Origin of the sequence: Amycolatopsis sp. QT-25 (assembly GCF_029369745.1) — a bacterium.
In the GTDB taxonomy this organism is placed as follows: Bacteria; Actinomycetota; Actinomycetes; order Mycobacteriales; family Pseudonocardiaceae; genus Amycolatopsis.
In genome coordinates this window covers 969,128-991,358 of record NZ_CP120210.1, presented here as the reverse complement: position 1 = coordinate 991,358, position 22,231 = coordinate 969,128, and the positions used below count along the sequence as shown (strand labels likewise).

Below are 22,231 nucleotides of genomic sequence, written 5' to 3'. Positions count from 1 at the left end.
CGAAGCAGATCAGCGGGCCGAGACGGGCACGGGCGCGATCGACGTGCTCGGGCTCGGCGCGGGGCTGCGCGGCGGTTCCGGCCGGGGGCCGCCGCCCAGCTGCGCGGGCAGCAGACCGGCGTTGACCCCCTGCGGCGGGGTGAAGCCGGTGTTCGGCTGTTCCTCGCTGCCGTCACCCGAGGTCGCGACGAGGGCGAGGGCGCTCAGCACCAGGCCTGAAACGACGACTCCGGCACCCTGCGCGTACTTCCGGCGAGCGACGCCGAACCGTCCGCCGCCGAGGACGTTCGGCGACTGGCCCAGCGGCGTCGAAGATCCCAAGGGCGGCGCCCCGCCCAGCACTCCGGTGTCGCGAAGGCCGGCGACCCGGTCGGGCCGCTGGATGGCCACCAGCTGGCCGTCGGCCGTCATCGCCAGGTTGTCCGGCGTGCCGGGAAGTTCGGTGTTCTGCGGGATGGAGCACAGGCTGGCCAGGAAACCCGCCGACATCGACGGCGCTCCCGCCTGCTTCACGGCGTGGACGGCCTGGCGCTGCGCGGCGACCTCGGCCGCGCACGTCTGGCAGCGGGCGAGGTGCGCCGAAGCCCGGTCCTGGGCGCCGAGGGACAGCTCGCCGTCGACGAAGGCGACGATGGCGTCCGGAAGCAGATGCGACTCGGGGAGCCCCCAACCTCGCGGTGCGGTCATACCCCCACCTTCGCAGACTCCTGCGCCGCGGCGCGACGGCGCTCCAAAGAAGCGCGAAGCGCCTGGCGGCCGCGGTGGATCCGGCTGCGCACGGTGCCGAGCTTGACCCCGAGGGTGGCGCCGATCTCCTCGTACGAGAGGCCTTCGACGTCGCACAGCACGACCGCGGCGCGGAACTCGGGCGGCAACTCGTCGAGCGCGGCCTGCAGGTCCGGGTCGAGATGGGTGTCCGAGTAGACCTGCTCCGGGCTCGGGTCGTCACCGACGATGCGGTCGGTGTCCTCGGGGAGGCCTTCCATCCGCACGCGCGAGCGGCGGCGGGCCATGTCGAGGAAGAGGTTCGTGGTGATCCGGTGCAGCCAGCCCTCGAACGTGCCGGGCTTGTAGGACGCGAGCGAGCGGAAGACCCGGATGAAGGTCTCCTGCGTCAGGTCTTCGGCGTCGTGGGCGTTACCGGTCAGGCGGTACGCCAGCCGGTACACGCGGTCGGCGTGCTCACGCACGACCTCGTCCCACGAGGGCGGCGTCCATGCGGCCTCGTCCACCGTCACCGGCGCGACCTGGTCCGCGTGCTGGTCCTGCATCGTCTCCTGCATCGGGGAAGTAGGCACCTCCATCAGCGTCTTCTCCCAACTACTCCACCCAACGCGGGCGATGTGCACGGTGTTCCCGTTGTCGAGGACCAGTCTGTCCGGCCTGCTTATGTTTCTAGTGAGACTGGACTGAGAGAAGGCTGAGAAGTTCGGTAGCAGGGAGTCTTCGCTCTTTTGGCGATAGGCAGCGCTAACCTCCGCGTGTGAATTCCGGGACGCATGCGGGCTCGTCTGCCGAGACCGCCGACGCCGACCTCGTCGACGGGTACGTCCCCGACGACGAGGTTCTGGCCACCGTGCGGGCGCGGTCGGCCGAGCTGGGATGCGGTCCGCTGAGCGCCGGCGCGGGTGCGACTCTGCGTTTTCTCGCCACGACGCTGCGGGCGAAGGCCGTCGTGGAAGTCGGGACCGGGGCCGGGGTGAGCGGGTTGTGCCTGCTTCGCGGCATGGTCGACGACGGAATACTCACCTCGATCGACATCGAGCCCGAATACCACCGGGCGGCGAGGGCGGCGTTCCGCGAGGCCGGCTACCCGCCGGGACGGACCCGGCTGATCCTGGGGCGCGCGCTCGAGGTGCTCCCCCGGCTCACCCCCGGCGGCTACGACCTGGTGTTCGTCGATTCGGCGCCGATCGAGTACCCGAGTTGCTACGAGCGGGCCGTCGCGCTGCTGCGGCCCGGCGGGATACTGGCGTTCCACAACGTCTCGGGTTCGAGGGTGACCGATCCCGCACGGCGCGATCCGGACACCCTGGCGCTGCGCGAGGTCGCGCGGGCCTTCCGGGAGGACGAGCGGCTGGTCCCGGCGCTGTTGCCGGTGGGCGGCGGGCTGCTGGTCGCCGCGATCGCGTAGCAAGGGACCTTTGCTATCACCTCAGCGCTCGGTCCGTGAATTCTCGAGAGTCCGTCCATGCGCCCCCGTCGCCACCCCTCAACGGAGGGACTGCGCGCCACTGCATGGCTTCAAGTCCCTCAAGGAGGCCTTGACGGACTTGGGGATCACCATGACCACGGCTGCCGCGGCGAGCGCGAGCCAGGCGGCGGTCAGCACGATCAGCCAGTTCCAGCCCGCATGGCCGTAGACGGTCGCGCCGACGGCGCCGCCGACGCTGCTGCCGAGGTAGTACGAAAGCGTGTAGAGCCCACCGACCTGGCCCCGTGCGTTCTCGGGCGCCTCCGCCGCGGCCCAGCCGTTGGCGACGGCGTGTGCGGCGAAGAACGCGCCGGTCAGCACCACGAAACCGGCGACGACCAGCGCCAGTGCGTCGGACAGCGTCAGCGCGGTGCCCGCGATCGTGAGCAGCAGGGCGCCGGCGAGCGCCCCGCGGCGGCCGAACCGGCCGACGAGTTTGCCCGCGGTCGCCGACGAGACCGAGCCCATCGCGTACGAGAGGAAGACGAGCGAGGCGATCGCGGGCGAGAGGTTCAGCGGCTCACCGGTCAAACGGAAACCGGCGGCGTTGTACAGCGCGACGAACGAGCCCATCGCCAGCAGCGCGACGGCGTACTGGACCAGCAGGACCGGTTTCCGGACCGCGGCGCCGAGTCCGGCCAGCACCGCCCGTCCTTGCGCACGCAGGTGCTCTGACCTGCGGCGATCCGTCGAAGTGACAGCAAAGGTCCCTTGCTCCCGCGGTGGCAGGGCCAGCACCGTGACCACCGTGCAGACCAGGCCGACGCCCGCGACGACGAGCAGCGCGCCGTGGTAGCCGAACGGCCCGGCGGTGAACCCGGCCGCGAGCCTGCCGATCATGCCGCCGACGGTGTTCCCGGCGATCATCGCGCCCACCGCGGCCGCGAGCCCGGCCTTGCCGAGCCGTTCCGCGAGATAGGCGGCGGCCACTCCGGGGAACCCCGCGATGGCGACCCCTTGCAGCGCCCGCAGCACGAGTAGCGCCGGATAGCCGGGCGCCAGCGGCAGCAGGAATCCGAACACCACCGACGCGACCACCGAAGCGATGATCACCGGACGCCGTCCCACGACCTCGGAGAGGACCGCGATCGGCAGTACGGCGATCGCGAGCGCGCCGGTCGCGACGCTCACCGCGAGCGAAGCGCCACCGGGATCGAGGTGGTACTGCTCGGCCAGCTGCGGCAGCACCGGCTGGGGCGCGTAGAGCAGCGCGAACGAGGAGATCCCGGCCGCGGCGACGGCGATCGTCACCCGGTGGGTGGTTCCGGTGGCAGACACGACACCGAAACTAAGCCTGGCTAAACGATACGTCCAATACGATCCTCTGCCACAATCGATACCGTGCTGAATGAAAGGATGACCGCCCAGCTAGCTCCCCAGCTCGCCTTGCTCACCGCACTGCGCCGCACGACGAACGTCACACGCGCGGCCGAACTGCTCGGTGTCCCGCAGCCCACGGTGAGCCGCCGGATCTCGGCGCTCGGCGCGGCTCTCGGCGCGCCGCTGACGGTCCCCGACGGCCGCGGCATCCGGCTCACCCGTGCCGCCGAGCTGCTGGCCGACGCCGCCGAACGAGCGCTCGCCACCGTCGACGCCGGAGTCCGCCAAGCCCGCGAAGAGGTCGATCCCGAATCCGGGCACGTCGTCCTCGGCTTCCTGCACCTGCTCGGCCGGTCCCTCGTCCCCACGTTGCTCCGCGGTTACCGCGCGGACCATCCGGGAGTCCGGTTCACCCTGGTCCAGGGTTCACGGCAGGACATGGTCGACAGGCTGACCAGCGGTGAGCTCGACCTCGCGCTGCTCGCGCCCGCCCCTCTCGACGACCCGCTGCTCGATACCGCCGTGCTCGCCGAGCAGGAGATCTTCCTTTCCGTGCCGACGTCGCACCGCCTCGCCGACCGGCCCAACGCCGCCATCGAAGACCTCGAGGACGAAGAGTTCGTCCTCCTCGAAACCGGCTATGGCCTCCGCACCATCACCGACGACCTGTGCGCCGCGGCCGGCTTCGCGCCGAAGATCGCCTTCGAGGGACAGGAGTCCGACACCGTCCGAGGGCTCGTCGCGGCCGGGCTGGGGGTGGCTCTGCTCCCCCGCTTCGAACCCGGCAGCCCGGCGGGCGTCGCCGAAGTCCCGCTGGTGCCGCCGGTCGGGCGGACGATCGGCCTGGCTTGGCGTCGTGACGTGGTGCTGCCGCCCGCCGTGCTGCGGTTCCGGGAGCGGATCCGGGGGCAACATTGGTGACGATCGTCAGGGTCGGTCGCTGCCGTTCGTCCACTCCGGCGGGGAAGCTTTTTCGCTAACTTCGGGTGAATGTACGACGACATCGTGGAGCTGGCGGATGAGAGCCCGAACTGGCTTCAGGTGGCAGGAATCCTGTTCACCGAAGCAGGACTGCTCGCCTTCGCGGCGCTCTTCGCCTGGATGTCGTGGCGGGCGCGCACTTCGCCCGTCCGGATGGCCGTGGCAGTGCTCCCACCCGCCGCGACCGCGCTCGCGTATGTGCTCAGCGAAGCGGTGAAGAGCGTGCTCCAGGAAGACCGGCCGTGCCGGCGGCTCGTCACGCTCGTCGAGTGCCCGCCGTCCGGTGACTGGTCCTTCCCGAGCAACCACTCCACGATCGGCGCGGCGGCCGCCGTCGGACTGGCCCTCGCCTGGCGCCGACTCGCGCCCTGGGTACTGCCGGGCGCGCTGCTGATGGGCTTCTCACGGGTCTTCGTCGGCGCGCACTACCCGCACGACGTGCTCGCCGGCCTCGTCCTCGGCAGCGTCACCGCGTGGCTCGTGTTCCGGTACCTGAAGGGCCCGGCGACCGGGATCGCGCGCCGGCTCACCGCTCATGCCGGAGACGCGCCGACCCAGCCCATGCCCAGGGTGCACCCGCGGGGCGACAGCAAAGGTCCCTTGCTCCCGCCCCGCAGGTGACCGCGGGTCAGGTATAGGAAGCGACCAGCTCGACCAGCGTCCGCGCCGCGAACCCGGTGGCCCCGGGGACGACGTCGGCGTAGGTCTTGTCGGCTCGTGCGGGTCCGGCGATGTCGAGGTGCGCCCACGGCACGTCGCCGACGAACTCGCGCAGGAACAGCGCCGCGACGATGCTGCCGGGGCCACCCGGCGCCTGCCGGACGTCACCGAGGGAACCCTGCACGGTCTCGGCGAGGTCCTCCAGCAGCGGCATCCGCCACCACGCCTCGCCGACCCGTTCGCCCGCCTTCGTGACCCGCTCCGCGAGCGCGTCGTCGGTGGCGAAGACGCCGCCGGTGCGGACGCCGAGCGACACCTTCATGGCGCCGGTCAGCGTCGCCGCGTCGATCACCGCGTCCGGCTTGTGCTTCTTGATGCCGTAGACGAGCGCGTCGGCCAGGACCATGCGGCCCTCGGCGTCGGTGTTGCCCACCTCGGTCGTCTTGCCGCCGTAGTGCCGGACGATGTCGCCGGGCCGGTACGACCAACCGGAAACGTGGTTCTCGGCGGCGGGCACCAGCCCGGTCACCTTGACCGGCAGGCGCAACGCGGCGATCGCGCGGACCGCGGCGATGATCGCCGCGCCGCCCGCCATGTCGGTGCGCATGAGATGCATGCCGTCGGCCGGTTTGATCGAAAGACCGCCGGTGTCGAAGGTGATGCCCTTGCCGACCAGCAGCAGATGCGTCGTCGCCCCGCGCGGCCGGTACTCCAGCTCGATCAGCCGCGGCGGCGCGGCCGAGCCGCCACCGACGGCGAGAACGCCGCCGAAGCCCTGCTCCGCCAGCCACTTCTCGTCCCTGGTCGTCACGGTCAGGTTCGGGACGCCGCCGGAAACGCGTGCCGCCGTGTCGGCGAGCCAGGCGGGGGTCTTGATGTTCGAGGGCGTGTTCGCCAGGTCGCGCGCGAACGCGGCCGCGGCCGCGAGTTCGCTCACCCGCTCCAGCGCCTTCGCGTACGCGGGCACGGCGCGCTCATGCCGGGTGATCAAGCGCACGGTCCGCAGGCTCGGCTTCGGCTCGTCGGCCGTCACGGTGAACCGGTAGCCGCCGAGCAGCAGCCCGAACGCGAGCTCCTCGACGTGCTCGGCGCCCGCGTCCTCGGGTAGTTCGACGGCGAAGGCACGGAACGCCTTCCGGCCCGCCTCGACATCGTCCTCCAGCGCCGACGTGACGGCGCGGACCAGCGCGGCACCGGCCTTGCGGTACCGACGCGGCTCACCATCACCGACGCCGGCCAGCCAGCGGACGCCGCCGGTCGGCAGGGTCTGCACGTCACCGGCCTTGCCGGTGGGCCGCACGCCGCCGATCTCCGCGAGTCCGGCGTCACCGTCCTCTTCGGACGGCGCGGCGATCAACGTGGCCAGCGGCGTACCGCGCCGGAGATCGTCCGAGACCTCGAGTTCGAGCAGCTTCCCCGGAACGGGGGGTAGCGGGTTACGCACAGTGAGCGACCTCCGGGCGCAGATGAACCGCGACCCCGGCCTCCGAAGGGAGACCGGGGTGCGGGTGGTTGACCGTTGGTGCGGTCCGGCTCAGCCGGTGACCTCCTGCAGGGCCGCGCCGAGATCCTTCGCTTCTTCCGCGGAGAGTTCGACGACGAGGCGCCCACCACCTTCGAGTGGTACGCGCATCACGAGGCCCCGCCCCTCCTTAGTCACTTCGAGGGGACCATCTCCGGTCCGGGGCTTCATGGCCGCCATAGCGTGCTCCCTCCGTCTCAACCGGCGCGCCCGGGTCGCGCTCGTCAAAGCCAGCCGGGTCTACTGTCCATTGTCCCTCATCAGCGGCCGAGCGCGAACGCGGACCGATCTTTTGCCGCCGTATCGGTGCTGGTATGCGCCTCGTGAGGCTGAAAGACTCCTCTCAGACCCCAGTTTCGCCGACTAGGAGATCCCGTGACCACATCCGACGTTCTGCTGACCGCCGACGCCGATGGCGTGCGCACCTTCACGCTGAATCGGCCGCAGGCGTACAACTCGCTGACCGTCGAACTCAAGGAACGGCTGCTGGCGGGCCTGACCGAGGCCGCGGCCGACGACCGTGTCCGCGCGGTCGTGCTGACCGGTTCGGGCAAGGCGTTCTGCGCCGGGCAGGATCTGAAGGAGCACGTCGGACTGCTGCAGGCGGGTGATCCGGCGCCGCTACACACGGTCAAGGAGCACTACAACCCGATCGTCAAGACCATCATCGGGATGCCGAAGCCGGTCATCGCCGCGGTGAACGGCCCGGCGGCCGGCGCGGGCGCGGCCTTCGCCTACGCGAGCGACCTCCGGATCGCCGCGACGTCGGCGAACTTCCTGATGGCGTTCGCGAACGTCGGCCTCGGCCCGGACTCGGGCGCGTCCTGGACACTGCAGCGGCTGATCGGCCTCGGCCGCGCGGCCGAGTTGATGCTGCTGGCACGCACCGTCGACGCCGCCGAGGCGCTGACGCTGGGCCTGGTCGGCGAAGTCGTCCCGGACGAGGAACTGGCCGCCCGCGCGCAGAAGGTCGCCGCGAAGCTCGCGGCCGGCCCGACGGTCGCGTACGCGAAGATCAAGAACGTGCTGTCCGTCGCCGCGGAGTCCTCGCTCGAAACCGCGCTGGCGGCCGAGGACGAGGCCCAGACCGCGCTCGGCGCGACGGCCGACCACACCGAAGCGGTGGAGGCGTTCGTGGGCAAGCGCAAGCCGGAATTCCAGGGCAAGTAAGCCCTCGCGACGTGCGATGAAGGACGCTTTCATAGCAAAATCTGCAATGAAAGCGTCCTTCATGGCGCGCCCGGGACCGGTACCGGACCGCCGCGACTAGCGTCCGGGAGTGATCCCGACCCCGCCCCACCTCCAGGCGACAGCCGCGGAGCATGACCTCGGTAACTGCCTCCGCCGCTACCGTCGCAGGCCGGGCGCCATCGGGACCTTCTTCGCCTTCGCGCCGCTGGCGGGTGCTCTCGCGCTCGGACTCCGGGAAGGCGACCTGACCGGAGCACTCGCCGTCGTGCTGTTCGTGTGGCCGCCGCTCTTCCTCTGGTGGTGTGTCTCCACCCGAAGGCGCCTTGACGGCGGTCTCTACGTCTTCGACGGCGGGTTCGCCGACGTCCACGGGCGCAAGGTCCTGTTCGCGATCACCTGGCCCGAAGTCCGCTCGGTCAAGTACCGGACCTACTCCCTCTGGGCGGGCATGATTCCCGTCCTGTACGCTACGCAGTGCGTGATCGAACTGCGCGACTTCCACAAGATCGAGCTCAACAGCAGCTACCGCACCCTGGGAAGATTGGCCGAAGACCTGCACGCCCGCGCGGGCTGAGCGGCTCGGAAGCAGCCCTGCACATGGTCGTCGACCATCCCGGTCGCCTGCATCAGCGCGTAACAGGTCGTCGGCCCCAGAAACACGAAGCCGCGCTTCTTGAGTTCTTTCGCCATCGCCTTCGACTCGTCGGTGATCGCCGGGACGTCCGCCATCCGCCGAGGCCGGGTCTGCGAAGCGGGCGCGAACGACCACAGCAGGTCGTCCAGCGAACCGTCGAGTTCCTCGATCGCCCGGGCGTTGTTGATCGCCGCCAGGATCTTCGCCCGGTTCCGCACGATCGACGCGTCTTCCATGAGACGGGAAACGTCGTCGTCGGTGAAGGCGGCGACCTTCTTCGGCTCGAACTTCTTGAACGCCTTCCGGAACGACTCCCGCTTGCGCAGGATCGTGATCCAGGAAAGCCCCGACTGGAACGACTCCAGGCACAGGCGCTCGTAGAGTTCCTCGTCGCCGTGGAGCGGGACACCCCATTCGGTGTCGTGGTACTCGACGTAGTCCGGGGCCGAGTTGCCCCACGAGCACCGCTTGATCCCGTCCGCGCCCAGCAGACCCGCCTCAGTCAACCCGGTACCCCTCCGCGTACTTCACGAATCTCTGCAGGCACAGCCGCAGTCCCAGTTCGAAACCCGGTTTCGCGACCGGCCAGCCGAGCCGTCCGACGACGCCGAACGGCGGCCGCAGCTGCTCCGCCCAGACGAACGTCGACGAATGCGGCCCCTTCTCGATCACCTGGAAGACGCCGGTGCCCTGCACGATCTTGCCGAGGTGGCGCACGACGCAGCGCAACGGCGGCTCCCAGCCGGTGATCTCCATGGTGTCGGTGAACCCGATCCCGGCCACGCCGGTGAAGGCCGACAGCTTCGACCCCACACTGCGCCCGTTGCCCTCGACGACCTTGACCTCGGTGCCGAGCATCCATTCGCCCTGGCGTTCCCAATCGGTCAGCGCGAGCCACGCCGTCCCGGCCGGTACCGCGACGTCGACGGAGACGACGACATCCGTCACCTGACACCCTCGCGCTCGGCCTCCAGTTCGGCCACCTTGGCCCGCAGCTCGTCGATCTCGACGCCGAGCCGCCGCATCACCCAGTCCACTTCGGACATCTTGTACCCGCGCAGCACCATCTGGAAGCGGACGGCGTGGACGTCTTCGGCGGTGATGTCCTCGGCGGGCAGCCTGGTCGGCGAACTGCCGGGCGGCAGGGGGGCCAGCTCCTCACCCCGGCCGAACACCACGGCGGCCAGCAGAAACACCACGGCGGCCACCAGCAGCATGACTACGAGATAGATCAGGGCGGTCGTCACGCCACGATCGTGGCACACGAACGCCACGATCGTCGCGCCAGCAACGCGAGTCGAGTGCTGATCACCACCCAGAACACCATCAGGATCCCGCACGGCACGGACAGGAACAGCCTCGACGCGTCGAGGAACCCGGTGGCGATCACCAGCAGCGCCACCGAAAGCAGGTTCAGCCCGACGGCCTCACCGATCAGCACGCCGACGGTCTTGACCAGCCGGGCACCGTCCATCCGCCGGGAGAGCCGGCGCATGCAGAGGAGGGCGAACACCCCCAGCACCGGCACGATGAACACCGAGCCGTGGGTGAACTGGGCGATGTACTTGTACCAAGCCGGCGCCGGCGCGAGCTGTGACCAGTCGCCGAAGGTCCATTTCCGGGCGAATTCCCAGGCCAGCTGCATCAGCGGCACACCGAGGACCAGGTTCCAGAGGGTCCTGGTGCCGCTGTGCATCCCCAGTTCGGCCTGATAGTCCCGGGCGATGAGGTGCACCGGCCCGAAATCGGCGACGGCGCGCCGTTGCGCCTCGTGGTCGCTCCAGCCGCCGTCGCGGTACGCGTCCGCCGCGTCGGTGAGCCCGTCCCGTGCTTCGCGCAGCAGATCCCGCTTCGCCGACGCCGGACCGTCCAGCCGGGTGCGCAGCTCACCGAGGTAGGCCTCGATCACCGTCATGCCGTGGTTCTCCCGAAACTCCGCGCGGCGACCGTGAGCCGCATGCTGAACAGGATCCAGATTCCGGACAAGGCCGCGCACGGCGAACTGACGAGCAGGCGGGCGGGTTCCAGCAGCCCGGTCGCGCCGCCGTACGTCGCGACCGCCACGAGGTTCGATCCCACGGCCGCGGCCAGCGACCACGAGACCGCGCGGGCGACCGGCGGACCGGCCGTCCGCCGCGAGAGCAGCCGTGCCGTGAGCAACCCGGCGACCGCGACGGCCGGGGACAGGACCGCCAGCGTGTCCGCCACGCCGATCGCGCGGTGATACCAGGACGGCGGAGCGCCGAGCCTCGACCAGTCGGCGAAGGCACGCGCCAGATCCCAGGCGAGGATCAGCAGCGGGACACCGGCGATCAGCTCCCACAGCACACGAATGTCGCGTCGCAGCCCCAGTTCCGCTTGGTAGTCGCGCGCGATCAGTTCGGCCGGGCCGAAGTCGGCGACGGCACGGCGTTCGGCTTCCGCCTCGCCGAGACCGCCCGCGCGGTAGGCGTCGGCCGCGTCGACCAGGCCGTCCCTCGCCTCGGCGAGCAGATCGGCCTTGGCCCTCGCCGGCCCGATCATTCGGCTGTCCAGGTCGCCGAGGTAGCCGTCGATCGCGCTCATGCCGTGCTCCCCCCGAGGACACCACCTATCACGGTGGTGAACTCCTGCCACTCCACCCGCTCCGCCGCCAAGGCCTTCTGCCCGGAGCGGGTGAGCTTGTACGTACGACGTTTGCGGCCGGACACGACGTCCCATTCGCTGGCGAGGTATCCGGCGCGCTCCAACCGGCGAAGCGCCGGGTAGACGGTGCCCGTCGGCAAGTCGAGCGCACCGTCACTGCGGAGCTGGAGCGCCTCGATGATGGCGTACCCGTGCAGCTTCCGGCCGTCGAGGACGGCGAGGAGCAACGCGTCGAGGTGCCCGCGCAGGCTGTCGGCCTTCATGGATAGCCAGTCTACACATCGCCGCCCACCAGGGTAGCCGGGACTTTCCAGGAGCGGCCTCAGGGAATTTCCCGGAGATGACCCCGATTTCGTGCATTTAGTGGCTACATGTAGGCAGCCTATGTATACAGTGCTTCGACATGGACGCACTCCCGATCGCGAGACTCCAGTTCGCGACGACGACCTCGTTCCACTTTCTGTTCGTGCTGCTCACCCTGGGGCTCGTGACACTCGTCGCGGTGATGCAGACACGCTCCGCGTTCGGCGGCAAGCCGGAACTCACGCGGATGACGCGTTTCTGGGGCAGGCTCTACGTGATCAATTACGCGCTGGGAATCGTCACCGGAATCGTGATGGAATTCCAGTTCGGGCTCACCTGGACCGGCCTGTCCGCGGTCGCGGGCGACATCTTCGGCGCACCGCTGGCCATCGAGACACTGGTGGCGTTCTTCGCCGAATCGACCTTCCTGGGGCTGTGGATCTTCGGCTGGGGGCGGCTGGACAAGTGGGTCCACCTGACACTGATCTGGCTGGTCACGCTGACCGCGTACGCCTCGGCGCTGTTCATCATGGTGGCCAACTCGTTCCTGCAGAACCCGGTCGGCACGCACGCCGAGAACGGCGTGCTGAAACTCGACGACTTCGGCGCGCTGTTCACCAACCCGGCGCTGACGATGTCACTGCCACATGTGCTGAGCGCGGCACTCATGACCGGCGGCTTCTTCGTGGTCGGCGTCAGCGCGTACCACTTCCTCAAGCGCACCACGGAGATCGAGTTCTTCCGGCGCTCGATGCGGATCGGTGTGCTCACCTCGCTGGCGGGCAGCACGCTGGTGATCGGTTTCGGCTTCGCCCAGTTCGGCCCGCTCGGTGAGTACCATCCCGGCAAGCTCGAGTCGCCGGGAGCGCTGGTCGGTGCCCCGCTGGGCTTCATGATCCAGCTCGGGTTCATCGCCTTCCTGGCCTCCATCCTCGGCACGCTGCTGCTGTTCCGGAACTGGATCACCAAGATGCGGCCGCTGCTGTATTTGATGGTGTCGGCCATTCCGCTGCCGTTCGCCGCGGCGATCTTCGGCTGGCTGGTGCGCGAGATCGGCCGCCAGCCGTGGCTGATCCGCGGGCAGTTGACCACCGCCGACGCCGTCGCGGGGATCCCCGCGGGGCAGATCCTGTTCTCCTTCGTCGCTTTCACGCTGGTGTTCCTGGTGCTGGCGATCGCCGACTGGGTACTGATGTCGCGGGTCGCGAAACGCGGCCCGGAACCCGTCGAAGAGGCGCCCGCGCCTCGCGCCGGACTTCCCGTCCTGAGCGGAGTCTGACCGATGGTGATCCTCTGGTGGTGTGTGCTCGGTTTCCTGACCGCGGGCTATTTCGCGCTGGCGGGCTACGACTACGGCGTCGGGATGCTGCTCGGCAGGATCGCCCGTGACGAGGCCGGGCGGCGGCGCGTGCTCGGCGCCTTCGGCCCGTTCTTCCTGGCCAACGAGGTCTGGCTGGTGGCCGCCGTCGGCGTTCTGTTCGGCGCTTTCCCGAAACTGGAGGGAAAAGTGTTCTCCGGGGCGTATCTCCCGGTCGTCACCCTGCTGCTCGGGCTGGTCACGTTCACCGCGGCGGTGCAGTTGCGCAGCAGGCGGCCGGACGCCGGCCGCGGTGCCTGGACGCTGGCGATCACCGTCGGCGCGTGGGTGACGGCGGTGTCGTGGGGTGTGTTCCTCGGCAATCTCGTCCTCGGGCTCCCGCTCGACGCCGCCGGGAAACCGACCGGCGGCGTCCTCGCGGTGTTCAGCCCGTACGCGCTGCTCTGGGGCGCCGGGTTCGTCGCGTTGTTCGCCTTGCAGGGCGCGGCTTTCCTCGCCGTGCGGGCACCCGCCGAGTTCACCGCCCGCACGAACCGGATCGCCAAGGCGCTGCTCGCGCCGTCGCTCGCGTTCCTGGTCGTGGCGGTCGGTTGGGGTGCCTTCGAGGTCACCGCGTCGTGGACCGTGCTGCCCGCGATCGTGCTGGCCTTCGGGGCCCTGGGCATCGCGTGCGCGGCTTTGCGTGCGGGGCGGCACAAGACGGCACTGGTCGCCACGATGACCCTGTCCGCGTCGCCGGTGCTCGCCGTCGGAACCCTGCGCCTGCCGGACGTCCTTGTGTCCTCTGTGGACAAAGGATTCTCACTGAGCCTGACGGAAGCGGCCGGCAGCACCGAAATGCTCACCCTGCTCACCTTCGTGCTGCCGCCCGCGCTCGTGGTGATCGCCGTCGTGCAAGGGATGACCTGGTGCCGGAACGACGACCGCGTCGACCGGCGTTCGCTGCTGCACTTCTAGGAGCCGAAATGCCTCCCCTTCCCGGATTGCGCCGTCATTTCGGCGTACTGGCCGTCCTCGGCACACTGACCGCCGCGGCGATCCTCGGCCAGGCGGACGGCCTCGCGACGCTGCTCACCGGCGGCGGTGTGACCTGGCCGCTCGTGGCCGCCATCGCGGCACGGGCGCTGCTCGCGGGCGTCCAGGGCTCCTTGGGCGGCCGGTTCGCGGCCACGGTCAAGGCCGCGCTGCGCAAACGGCTCCTCGGGGCGGAGGCGGAGAACCCCGGCGAGGTCGCGACCCTGGTGACCAAGGGCATCGACGCGGGCGACGCCTACCTGACCGGCTATCTGCCGACGCTGGTGTTGTCGGCGATCGTACCGGTCGCGGTGCTCGTCCGGCTGTTCGCCGCGGATCTGCCGTCGGCGCTGATCATCCTCGCGACCTTGCCGCTGATCCCGGTGTTCGCGATCCTGGTCGGGCAGCACACGAAGGCGAAGACCGCCAAGCAGTGGTCACTGCTTTCCCGGCTGGGCGGGCACTTCCTCGACGTGGTGCGCGGACTCGGCACGCTCAAGGTGTTCGGCCGTGCCGAAGCGCAGGCGAAGACGGTGCGGGCGATGGCGGACGCGCATACGGACGCGACGATGCGCACGCTGCGCGTCGCGTTCCTGTCCGCGCTCGTACTGGAACTGGTGGCGACGCTTTCGGTGGCGCTGGTCGCGGTGCCGGTCGGTTTCCGGCTGCTGGAAGGCGGCATGGTCGTGCACACCGCCGTGCTGGTGCTGCTGCTCGCCCCGGAGGCCTACCTGCCGTTGCGCGCGGCCGGGGCGAAGTTCCACGCCGGCGCGGAAGGGCTCGCCACGTTGCGGGAAGCTCTCGCCGTCCCCGCCGAACTCGTCACCGGTGGTTCGCAAGTGGCTCTTCGTGGTGCGCCGCGAATCGTGCTGGAGAAGGTGAGCGTCGCGTACGGCGACGAGACCGTGCTGTCCGAAGTGGACATGGCGATCGAGCCGGGTGAGCACGTCGCGCTCGTCGGCCCCAGTGGTTCCGGGAAGAGCACGCTGCTGGCGGTCTTGCTGGGTTTCGTCACGCCGTCGTCCGGCAGGGTCCTCGTCGACGGCGTCGACCTGCGCGAACTGGACCCGGCCCGGTGGCGGGCCAGGACGGCTTGGGTGCCACAGCGGCCGACGTTGTTCACCGGGACCGTGGAGGAGAACATCGCCATGGGCCGGGTGCCGGACGTCCAGGCCGCGGCTCGCGCGGCGGCGTTCGACGCGGTCGCGCGGGGCCTGCCCCACGGTTATCGGACCCGGATCGGCGAGCTCGGCGCACCGCTTTCGGCCGGGCAGCGGCAACGGCTCGGCCTCGCCAGGGCGTTGGCCCGCACGGAGGCGGGGCTCGCGCTGCTCGACGAACCGACCGCCAGGCTCGACACGGAAACCGAGGCGGCCGTACTCGCCGCCACCAAGGAACTGCTCACCGGCCGGACCGCGGTGCTGGTGGCCCATCGGCCCGCGATGACCGCACTGGCCACCCGAGTGCTCGAAGTCCACGATGGCGCCGTAAGAGAGCGGGAACTGGCGTGAACGTCTGGGGTGTCTCCACCAAGGACGCCGTCCGGCTGGTCCGGGCCGGATTGATCGGAGCCGGGGCGGAACTGGCCGGACTGGCACTGATGGCGACCGCCGCGTGGCTGCTGCTGAAGGCGGCCGAACAGCCGCCGCTGGCGTCGCTCACGGTGGCGATCGTGGCCGTCCGGACGCTGGCACTGGCGCGTGGCGGATTGCGGTACGCGGAACGGCTCGCCGGGCACGAAGTCGTCCTGCGTTGTCTCGGCGCCCTGCGGACCCGCGTGTACACGTCGTTGCTGCCGCATCGGGTCTCCCGGCATTCCGGCGGTGACCTCGTCACGCGGCTGGTGTCCGATGTGGACGCCGTGCAGGACGCGCTCCTGCGCTGCCTGCTGCCCGCCGGGATCGCCGCGTTCGTGGGCTCGGTGTCGACCGCGGTCGCGCTGGCCCTCAGCCCGGCGGCCGGGCTCGTCCTGGCGGCCGGGCTCGCCGTGGCGGGGATCGGGTTGCCGTGGCTGTGCGTGCGGATCACCCGCGCGGCGGCGGAGATGAGCGCTCCGGCCCGCGCCGACCTCGCCGAACGGTCGGTCGAGCTGATCACCGGGCGACGGGAACTGATCGCCTACGGCGTGCACGCGTCCACTGTGGACGCCGCACACACCGCTGTCGGCGATCTCGCTGCGAGGGATCGGGCGACGGCCGGCCGCACGAGCCTGCTGACCGCGGCCGGCCTCCTCGTCCAACTGCCGGCCTGCCTCACGATCGCGCTGACCGCCGGGGTTTCGCCACCGCTGACGGCGGCACTGGCCTTGGGCGCACTGGCCGTGTTCGAGCTGGTCCTCCCGCTGACCGCGGCCGCCCAGCGCTGGGTCGAGGTCCGCGCGGCGGCCGGGCGGGTGCGCGCCCTGCTGACCGAATCGCCGCCCGCGCGCGGGAGCGCGGTGCCCGAGCCGGGGCATCTGCGGCTCGAAGGGGTCGGCGTTCGGTTCGCGGGCAGGCCCCCGGTGCTCAACGGCGTCGACCTCGACCTGCCGCCGGGCAAACGGGTCGGGATCGTGGGACCGAGCGGGGCCGGGAAGACGACGCTGCTGAACGTGCTGCTGGGTTTCGTGGCACCGACGTCCGGCCGTGCGGTGCTGAACGGAAAGCCGCTGGCGGAGTATGACCCGGCGCTGCTGCCCGCGGTGATCTCCGGCGCGCTCGCGGACGCGCACGTCTTCCACACGACGGTGCGGGAGAACCTGCTGCTCGCGAAGCCCGGTGCCCCCGACTCGGAGCTGCTCTCGGCCTGCGCGACGGCCGGTTTCGACCTGCCGCTGGACCGCGAAGTCGGCTCCGACGGCGACGCGCTGTCCGGTGGGCAACGTCAGCGGCTCGTGCTCGCGCGGGCGGTACTGGCCGCGCCGCCGGTGCTCGTGCTGGACGAACCTGTCGAGGGGCTGGATCCGGAGCACGGCGACACCGTCCTGGCGGACGTGCTCGCGGCCGCACGCGGCACCGTCGTCCTGGTGACCCATCGTGAGTCGCAGGTGGCCGGATTCGACGAGGTGCTGCATATGAAGGTCATCAGTCAGGCGCAGGATGTCCCTTGAGGACGGTGGCGGGGCGGGGTCCGGATAGTCCGCCCACGTCCCGCATCGGCGGCCGGTCACTCACCGACACCTCGGCGACCTCCGGCAGCCATTCGTCACCTACTTGCGTGAACTGGGTGAGCTGGGCCGGGTCGTCGGACTTGACACCGCAGCGCGCGAGCGCCGTCCCGAGGATCTGGCGTGCCATCACACCGAGCTGGAGCAGCGAACGGTTGCGATGCTTGCGTACGCCGAGGTTGACCTGCGCGAGCCCTTCGAGGCCGTAGCGCGCTTCGGCGTCGAGGATGAGCCCGATCTCGACGCCGTACCCGGCCGCGAAGGGCACCGACTCGAGGAACTCGCGCGTCGCGGCGTACTCGCCGCCCAAAGGCTGGATGAGCCCCGAGAGCGACGGGCGCAGCGCCGAGAGGACCGGTCGCGCCAGCAGTTCGGTGACCCGGCCGCCGCCGCTGCTCTCCAGCCGCAGCGGCCGCCGGTAGAAGCCCTTGACCAGGTGGACGCCGTCCTCGCGGAGCAGCGGCCCGAGCAACGTGGGCACGAACGCTGGATCCGGGTCCACGAGGTCGGAGTCGAGGAACACGACGACGTCACCGGTCGTCGCGGCCAGCGACCGCCACAGCACCTCGCCCTTGCCCGGCACCGGCGGCAGCTCGGGGAGCACGTCCTCGCGGTGCACCACCCGCGCGCCGGCGCGGGCGGCGAGCTCGGCGGTGGCGTCGGTGGAGCCGGAGTCCATGACCACGAGCTCGTCGACGACAGTGCCCAGCAACGGCCGGACCGTGCCGACGACTTCGGCGACGGTGTCCTCTTCGTCGAGCGCCGGTAGCACGACCGAAACCGTCCGGTCACCCTTCGCGGCGACGATGTCTTCGACCGTCCAGCCGGGGTTCTGCCACGTACGCCGCTCGAACCAACTCATGAGTAGTGATCGTGCCATGCTGGAGTCGGACACCGGAGTCGATGGAGGAACCTTGCTGCCGCTACTCGTCCGATTCGTACTGGGCCCGCTGGTCAGGGCGTGGTACCGCCCCGAGATCCGCGGCGTGGAGAACATCCCCGCCACCGGTCCGGTGCTGCTGGCACCCAACCACCGGGCGGCCCTGGACACCGGCGTGATCACGTTCACGGCGATGCGGCAGGTCAAGTTCCTCGGCAAGGCGGAGTACTTCACCGGCCGCGGGCTCAAGGGCAAACTGATGGCCGGTTTCCTCGGCGGCCTCGGCTACGTCCCGGTCGAACGCGGCAACGCGCAGGCCGGCCTCGCCGCGCTGGAAGCGGCGCGGAAGGTGCTCGACGCGGGCGGCGCGTTCGCGATCTACCCCGAGGGCACCCGGTCGCTCGACGGACGGCTGCACCGCGGCCACACCGGTGTCGCCGCCCTGGCGCTGGCGACCGGCGCGAAGGTCGTGCCCGTCGCCCTTTCCGGCACCGAACACCTCCAACCCGCCGGAAAGCGCGTCCCGCGTCGGGCGAAGATCACCGTCACCTACGGCTCACCTCTGGACTTTTCGCGCTACGAGGGGCAGGACTCTTCGCCGGCGATCCGGCGCTCGGTGACCGACGAGATCATGTACGCGATCCTGGAGCTTTCGGGGCAGGAGTACGTCGACTCGTATCACAAACGGCCTGGTCAGAGCGCTGCCTGACGGTCGCGGCGGGCCGAAGTGGTAGCAAAGGTCCCTTGCTCCTCCGGTGCTGGCGTGCCGTGCCTCGCCGATGCTATGAAAGGTCCCTTCCTTGCCAATTTTGCCAGGAAGGGACCTTTCATAGCACGCGCGAGTGGGACCAAAGGGACTTTTGACGCACCCGGGCCGCGATTGGTCTGGATAGAGCACCGGTCACCTTCAGTACCCACAAGTCACGCGCTGCCCAAGACCTACTTAGCCCACTTAGGCCGCGGCGGAGGCACGTAGTCCGCGAAGCCGTCCAGAAGCACCGAAGCGTCCGAGTCGATCGAGAGCATGTCCCGGTACCCCGCCGCCAGGAAGCCCTCCGACACCATGTGGTCGGCGAACTTCAGCAGCGGCGCGTAGTACCCGCCGACGTCGACCAGCCCGATCGGCTTCTCGTGCAGCCCCAGTTGCGCCCACGTCCACACCTCGAACAGCTCCTCCAGTGTCCCGGCCCCGCCGGGCAGCGCGAGGAAGCCGTCGGACAGCGCGGCCATCTTCGCCTTCCTCTGGTGCATGTCGGCGACGACGTGCAGTTCGGTCAGGCCGGCGTGTGCGATCTCGACGCTGCCCAGCGCCTCCGGGATCACGCCGATCACCTCGCCGCCCGCGGCCAGTGCCGCGTCCGCGACGACGCCCATGGTCCCCACCGACGCGCCGCCGTAGACCAGCCCGATCCTCCGAGAGGCCAGCAACGTGCCCAGCGCACGCGCCTCGTCGGCATAGCGCGGATCGAAGCCCATCGAAGAGCCGCAGAAGACGCACACCCGGCGCGGCGCCGCCATCAGTGGGTGTCCTCCCATGCCTGGTACGACTCCTGGACGACGCGCACGGCGTCGTCGATGTCGTCGGTGACGTGCAGCAGGTCGAGGTCCTTCTCACCGATTTTGCCCTCGGCGAGCAGCGTCTTGGCGATCCAGTCGTACAGGCCGCCCCAGTAGTCGCTGCCGAACAGCACGACCGGGAACTTCGTGACCTTCTTCGTCTGCACCAGGGTGAGCGCCTCGAACAGCTCGTCGAGGGTGCCGAAGCCGCCGGGCAGGCAGATGAACGCCTGCGAGTACTTGATGAACATGGTCTTGCGGGCGAAGAAGTACCGGAAGTTGACGCCGAGGTCGACCCACGGGTTCAGGCCCTGCTCGAACGGCAGCTCGATGCCGAGGCCGACCGAGAACCCGCCCGCCTCGTTGGCGCCGCGGTTCACCGCTTCCATCGCGCCGGGGCCACCGCCGGTCATCACCGCGAAACCCGCTTCGGCGAGCGCGCCGCCGATCTTGCGGCCGAGTTCGTACTCCGGGTGGTCCCGTTTGGTCCGCGCCGAGCCGAACACCGTCACCGCGCGCGGCACCTCGGCCAGCGCGCCGAAGCCCTCGACGAACTCCGCCTGGATCCGCAGCACGCGCCACGGGTCGGTGTGCACCCAGTCGCTCGGCCCCCGCGAGTCCAGCAGGCGCTGGTCGGTGGTGCTGCCCTGGTCACGGCGATCCCGCCGCAGCACGACCGGGCCCTTGTGGCGCTCGATCGGACGTTCCGGGTACTGGCCGTCGGGGAACTCGCTTGTCTCACTCACCCCGCCAAGCCTACGACGTCGTCACCGTCCGGAGCGGCGGCATCGCCGCGAACAGGAGTTGTCGGACACGCGAACGCGGGGCCCGCCGTCGAGCGGGCCCCGCGAGTACACCTCAGGAACGGCCGGTCAGCGCGAACGCGAGCATGGCCGTCGAGGTGAAGTCGATGGCGGGCTCGTTGCTCGGCCAGGAGGACAGGTCGTCGGCGTAGCGGGCCTCGGGGGTGTCGAAGGCTTCGTAAGGCTTCTTGCAGTCCTTCGACCCGGGCGGGAGCTCCATGTGCTCGAAGTTCTCCGCTCCGTTGGGGCCGTTCACGACGGCGCCGTAGAGCAGTTTCTCCTCGCCCGCGAGGTTCGCCGCCTGGTGGTGCGGGCACCGCGGGTAGGTGGTGCCGACGCCGACGACCAGCGAGATCCCCCAGGCGTTCGCGCCGAGGGTGAAGTTCCGCTGCTGCGAACCGAACGCCGCGTACCGGCGGTCACCGGTCAGGTCGGCGTACAGCCGTTCGGTCGCGGCGAAACCGAAGCTCTTGCTGGCGGCGTCGAACTCCTTGACCGACACGGCGGTCCGGAAAGGACTCCGCGCCGCGCTCGCGACACCTTCGTCGAGCTGACGGCGAAGGTCGCCGATCAGTTCCTTCGGGCCGAGCGCCGCCCCCGGGACACCGTGCCGCAGGAGCTTCACCAGTTCGGCGTGCGCCAGCGCGCTGGTGTCGTACAGGTTGAGCGTGCTCTTCTCTTCGAGGTCGAGGTAGGCCTTCGCCCAGTGCGCCGCCTGCCGGGTCCATTCGGCGGACCGCGGATCCCGCAGGGCCTTGGCCGCCAAGGCCAGCTGCGTCGCGCCGAGTTCCATGTCGTCCCGCCAGGACGATTCCGGGTAGTACGCGTGCGGGAACGCGGTGACCAGTTCGCCGACGTTCTCGGTCTTGGCCTGCGCGAAGACCGACGCGGCCTCGGCGAAGTACTTGCGCGCCAGTGCCGGGTTCCGCCTCGACTCGACCTGCGCGCCGAGCGCGAACGCGGCGGCCACCCGGCCGGCGAGGTTCGGGCTCAACGCGGAACCGCCCGGGTTCGCCGGGAAGACGGGCCGATGCTTCACGAAGTACTTGGGGTCACCGGGTTTCACGTCGAGCGGGTCGTCGTCGTGCGGGTTCCGCCAGACGTCGTGGTCGCCGAGGAAGCCGAACTTGTCGCTGCCCGTGCCGATGCCGACCTGGGCGTAGAGCGTCTTGCCGTGCTGGTCCCACATCTTGTCGAGCCAGTCGAGGCCGAGCTTGACCTCCCTGGCCAGCGCCGGGTCGTAGCCCTCGCGGAGCACGTAGCCCATCTCCGCCAGTGAGTACGCCGTGTTGGACGTGAACTTGACGAAGTCACCCGCGTCGACCCAGCCGCCCTCGACGTCGATCGGCCCGCCCGCGGGCTTCAGCGGTTCGGTGATCTCGTCGCCGAATTCGCCACCGAACGCGGGCCATTCGTAGACCGTGGCCTGCTTGTCCGCCAGATGCGAGGGTTTGCGGTCGAGCCTTCCCGGAAGGATGTCGTCGCCGTCGCGCTGCGCCTGGAAGAACTCGTTGGTGGCGCGGACCAGCGGGCTGAAGAGCCGGTCCTTGGTGTCCACCCGGAACGTCGGTGAGGTCGCCTTGGTCTCGCCGCCGACCTCGATCCGGTACTTGCCCGGCAGCCAGACCCTCGACAGGTCGAGCTGGTACACCGCCGGGTACTTCGCGTTCCACGCGCCGAGCGAGGCACCGGTCCGTCCACGATGGACGGTCCGGCCGCGTTCGTCGATCACCGAGAACGAACCCGGCGCGCTGGAGAGGAGATAGGCGTGCTTGGTCTCGGTGATGCCGTAGCCGACCTGGTCGACGCGGACCTCACCCGGCACCGCCGCCGTGGCCGAAATCGCCGGAACCGTCAACCCCCCGAGGACCAGTGCCGAAACCGCGGCCACCGCCCGGGACCAGGAACTCACCATCATCGGCGCCCCGCTCACAGTTAGTTAAGAAAGTTTCCTTTTTATTGCACAAGACGCTAGCTCGCGGAGCGCCACCAGTCAATATGTCCGTTTCGCCGGCAGGAAATCACCGGGTGCCGGCGTTGCCGGCGGGTAGGTGTCCGGCTCGCCCGGATACCCGCCGGGAAAT

Annotated in this window: 25 protein-coding genes; 10 read left to right on the top strand and 15 right to left on the bottom strand. The window is 70.1% G+C overall.

The genetic code is table 11. The features are described 5' to 3' along the window. Positions 1-9 precede the first annotated feature (9 nt). Together P3102_RS04945 and sigE are read right to left on the bottom strand one after the other, a co-directional pair. A complete protein-coding gene (locus P3102_RS04945) occupies positions 10-687 on the bottom strand; it encodes a zf-HC2 domain-containing protein (protein ID WP_276366889.1) in 678 nt (225 codons plus the stop codon). Continuing rightward, on the bottom strand, positions 684-1,271 hold the full coding sequence (gene sigE, locus P3102_RS04940; RefSeq protein WP_276371634.1) for an RNA polymerase sigma factor SigE: 588 nt from the start codon (positions 1,269-1,271) through the stop codon (positions 684-686). Before sigE ends, P3102_RS04945 begins: the two co-directional genes overlap by 4 nt. A 212-nt stretch (positions 1,272-1,483) precedes the next feature. Here sigE and P3102_RS04935 point away from each other — a divergent pair, with 212 nt between their 5' ends. Continuing rightward, positions 1,484-2,134: an O-methyltransferase gene (locus tag P3102_RS04935; protein ID WP_276366887.1), complete on the top strand. Its 651-nt coding sequence runs from the start codon at positions 1,484-1,486 to the stop codon at positions 2,132-2,134. A 78-nt stretch (positions 2,135-2,212) separates the two neighbouring features. On the opposite strand, the gene P3102_RS04930 is transcribed toward P3102_RS04935, so the two are convergent. Then, positions 2,213-3,445: an MFS transporter gene (locus P3102_RS04930; protein ID WP_276371632.1), complete on the bottom strand. Its 1,233-nt coding sequence runs from the start codon at positions 3,443-3,445 to the stop codon at positions 2,213-2,215. 105 nt (positions 3,446-3,550) lie between these two features. On the opposite strand from P3102_RS04930, the gene P3102_RS04925 reads away from it, so the two are divergent. Both P3102_RS04925 and P3102_RS04920 read left to right on the top strand, forming a co-directional pair. After that, the gene (locus P3102_RS04925; RefSeq protein ID WP_276371630.1) at positions 3,551-4,435 is read left to right on the top strand and encodes a LysR family transcriptional regulator; all 885 of its coding nucleotides are present in this window, start codon (positions 3,551-3,553) and stop codon (positions 4,433-4,435) included. 69 nt (positions 4,436-4,504) lie between these two features. Then, positions 4,505-5,116, top strand: a complete 612-nt coding sequence (locus tag P3102_RS04920) for a phosphatase PAP2 family protein (protein ID WP_276366885.1) — start codon at positions 4,505-4,507, stop codon at positions 5,114-5,116. Between the two features lie 7 nt (positions 5,117-5,123). Here P3102_RS04920 and P3102_RS04915 read toward each other — a convergent pair whose 3' ends face one another. Together P3102_RS04915 and P3102_RS04910 are read right to left on the bottom strand one after the other, a co-directional pair. Then, positions 5,124-6,599, bottom strand: coding sequence for a leucyl aminopeptidase family protein (locus P3102_RS04915; RefSeq protein ID WP_276366883.1), 1,476 nt, complete (start codon positions 6,597-6,599; stop codon positions 5,124-5,126). 90 nt (positions 6,600-6,689) lie between these two features. Next, positions 6,690-6,857: a DUF3117 domain-containing protein gene (locus P3102_RS04910; RefSeq protein WP_005155393.1), complete on the bottom strand. Its 168-nt coding sequence runs from the start codon at positions 6,855-6,857 to the stop codon at positions 6,690-6,692. Positions 6,858-7,052: 195 nt separating this feature from the next. Between P3102_RS04910 and P3102_RS04905 the strand changes: the two genes are divergently transcribed. Beyond that, positions 7,053-7,847, top strand: coding sequence for an enoyl-CoA hydratase-related protein (locus P3102_RS04905; protein WP_276366880.1), 795 nt, complete (start codon positions 7,053-7,055; stop codon positions 7,845-7,847). A 109-nt stretch (positions 7,848-7,956) separates the two neighbouring features. Then, positions 7,957-8,442, top strand: a complete 486-nt coding sequence (locus P3102_RS04900; RefSeq protein ID WP_276366878.1) for a hypothetical protein — start codon at positions 7,957-7,959, stop codon at positions 8,440-8,442. Here the strand turns inward: P3102_RS04900 and P3102_RS04895 are convergent. Genes P3102_RS04895 through P3102_RS04870 form a run of 6 tightly spaced genes read right to left on the bottom strand, consistent with a single transcriptional unit; the run spans position 8,391 to position 11,390 of the window. After that, positions 8,391-9,008 (bottom strand): DNA-3-methyladenine glycosylase I, encoded by a 618-nt coding sequence (locus tag P3102_RS04895; protein WP_276366876.1) that lies wholly within the window; start codon positions 9,006-9,008, stop codon positions 8,391-8,393. The genes P3102_RS04900 and P3102_RS04895 overlap by 52 nt on opposite strands. Continuing rightward, positions 9,001-9,450, bottom strand: a complete 450-nt coding sequence (locus P3102_RS04890) for an SRPBCC family protein (protein WP_276366874.1) — start codon at positions 9,448-9,450, stop codon at positions 9,001-9,003. The genes P3102_RS04895 and P3102_RS04890 overlap by 8 nt, the downstream gene beginning before the upstream one ends. Further along, positions 9,447-9,749 (bottom strand): DivIVA domain-containing protein, encoded by a 303-nt coding sequence (locus tag P3102_RS04885; protein ID WP_276366872.1) that lies wholly within the window; start codon positions 9,747-9,749, stop codon positions 9,447-9,449. Before P3102_RS04885 ends, P3102_RS04890 begins: the two co-directional genes overlap by 4 nt. Continuing rightward, positions 9,746-10,417 (bottom strand): permease prefix domain 1-containing protein, encoded by a 672-nt coding sequence (locus tag P3102_RS04880; protein WP_276366871.1) that lies wholly within the window; start codon positions 10,415-10,417, stop codon positions 9,746-9,748. Before P3102_RS04880 ends, P3102_RS04885 begins: the two co-directional genes overlap by 4 nt. Continuing rightward, a complete protein-coding gene (locus tag P3102_RS04875; RefSeq protein ID WP_276366868.1) occupies positions 10,414-11,067 on the bottom strand; it encodes a permease prefix domain 1-containing protein in 654 nt (217 codons plus the stop codon). Before P3102_RS04875 ends, P3102_RS04880 begins: the two co-directional genes overlap by 4 nt. Beyond that, on the bottom strand, positions 11,064-11,390 hold the full coding sequence (locus P3102_RS04870) for a helix-turn-helix transcriptional regulator (protein WP_276366867.1): 327 nt from the start codon (positions 11,388-11,390) through the stop codon (positions 11,064-11,066). The genes P3102_RS04875 and P3102_RS04870 overlap by 4 nt, the downstream gene beginning before the upstream one ends. A 140-nt stretch (positions 11,391-11,530) precedes the next feature. Here P3102_RS04870 and P3102_RS04865 point away from each other — a divergent pair, with 140 nt between their 5' ends. The 4 genes from P3102_RS04865 to cydC are packed head-to-tail and all read left to right on the top strand — an operon-like array spanning position 11,531 to position 16,850. After that, entirely contained in the window at positions 11,531-12,709 is a 1,179-nt protein-coding gene (locus tag P3102_RS04865) for a cytochrome ubiquinol oxidase subunit I (protein WP_276366865.1), read from the top strand. A 3-nt stretch (positions 12,710-12,712) separates the two neighbouring features. Further along, positions 12,713-13,705, top strand: a complete 993-nt coding sequence (locus P3102_RS04860) for a cytochrome d ubiquinol oxidase subunit II (RefSeq protein WP_276366864.1) — start codon at positions 12,713-12,715, stop codon at positions 13,703-13,705. Between the two features lie 8 nt (positions 13,706-13,713). Continuing rightward, complete coding sequence (cydD, locus tag P3102_RS04855) at positions 13,714-15,273, top strand: thiol reductant ABC exporter subunit CydD (RefSeq protein WP_276366862.1); 1,560 nt, start codon at positions 13,714-13,716, stop codon at positions 15,271-15,273. Beyond that, positions 15,270-16,850, top strand: coding sequence for a thiol reductant ABC exporter subunit CydC (gene cydC, locus P3102_RS04850; RefSeq protein WP_276366860.1), 1,581 nt, complete (start codon positions 15,270-15,272; stop codon positions 16,848-16,850). The genes cydD and cydC overlap by 4 nt, the downstream gene beginning before the upstream one ends. On the opposite strand, the gene P3102_RS04845 is transcribed toward cydC, so the two are convergent. Beyond that, positions 16,825-17,769 (bottom strand): glucosyl-3-phosphoglycerate synthase, encoded by a 945-nt coding sequence (locus P3102_RS04845; RefSeq protein WP_276366859.1) that lies wholly within the window; start codon positions 17,767-17,769, stop codon positions 16,825-16,827. The two genes, cydC and P3102_RS04845, sit on opposite strands and share 26 nt — an antisense overlap. Positions 17,770-17,821: 52 nt before the next feature. On the opposite strand from P3102_RS04845, the gene P3102_RS04840 reads away from it, so the two are divergent. Then, on the top strand, positions 17,822-18,496 hold the full coding sequence (locus P3102_RS04840) for a lysophospholipid acyltransferase family protein (RefSeq protein WP_276366857.1): 675 nt from the start codon (positions 17,822-17,824) through the stop codon (positions 18,494-18,496). Positions 18,497-18,726: 230 nt separating this feature from the next. On the opposite strand, the gene P3102_RS04835 is transcribed toward P3102_RS04840, so the two are convergent. The 3 genes from P3102_RS04835 to P3102_RS04825 form a co-directional block, all read right to left on the bottom strand. Beyond that, positions 18,727-19,305, bottom strand: a complete 579-nt coding sequence (locus tag P3102_RS04835) for a TIGR00730 family Rossman fold protein (protein ID WP_276371629.1) — start codon at positions 19,303-19,305, stop codon at positions 18,727-18,729. Continuing rightward, entirely contained in the window at positions 19,305-20,090 is a 786-nt protein-coding gene (locus P3102_RS04830) for a TIGR00730 family Rossman fold protein (protein ID WP_276366855.1), read from the bottom strand. The genes P3102_RS04835 and P3102_RS04830 overlap by 1 nt, the downstream gene beginning before the upstream one ends. Positions 20,091-20,202: 112 nt before the next feature. Continuing rightward, the gene (locus tag P3102_RS04825; protein WP_276366854.1) at positions 20,203-22,065 is read right to left on the bottom strand and encodes a glycoside hydrolase family 9 protein; all 1,863 of its coding nucleotides are present in this window, start codon (positions 22,063-22,065) and stop codon (positions 20,203-20,205) included. Positions 22,066-22,231 lie beyond the last annotated feature (166 nt).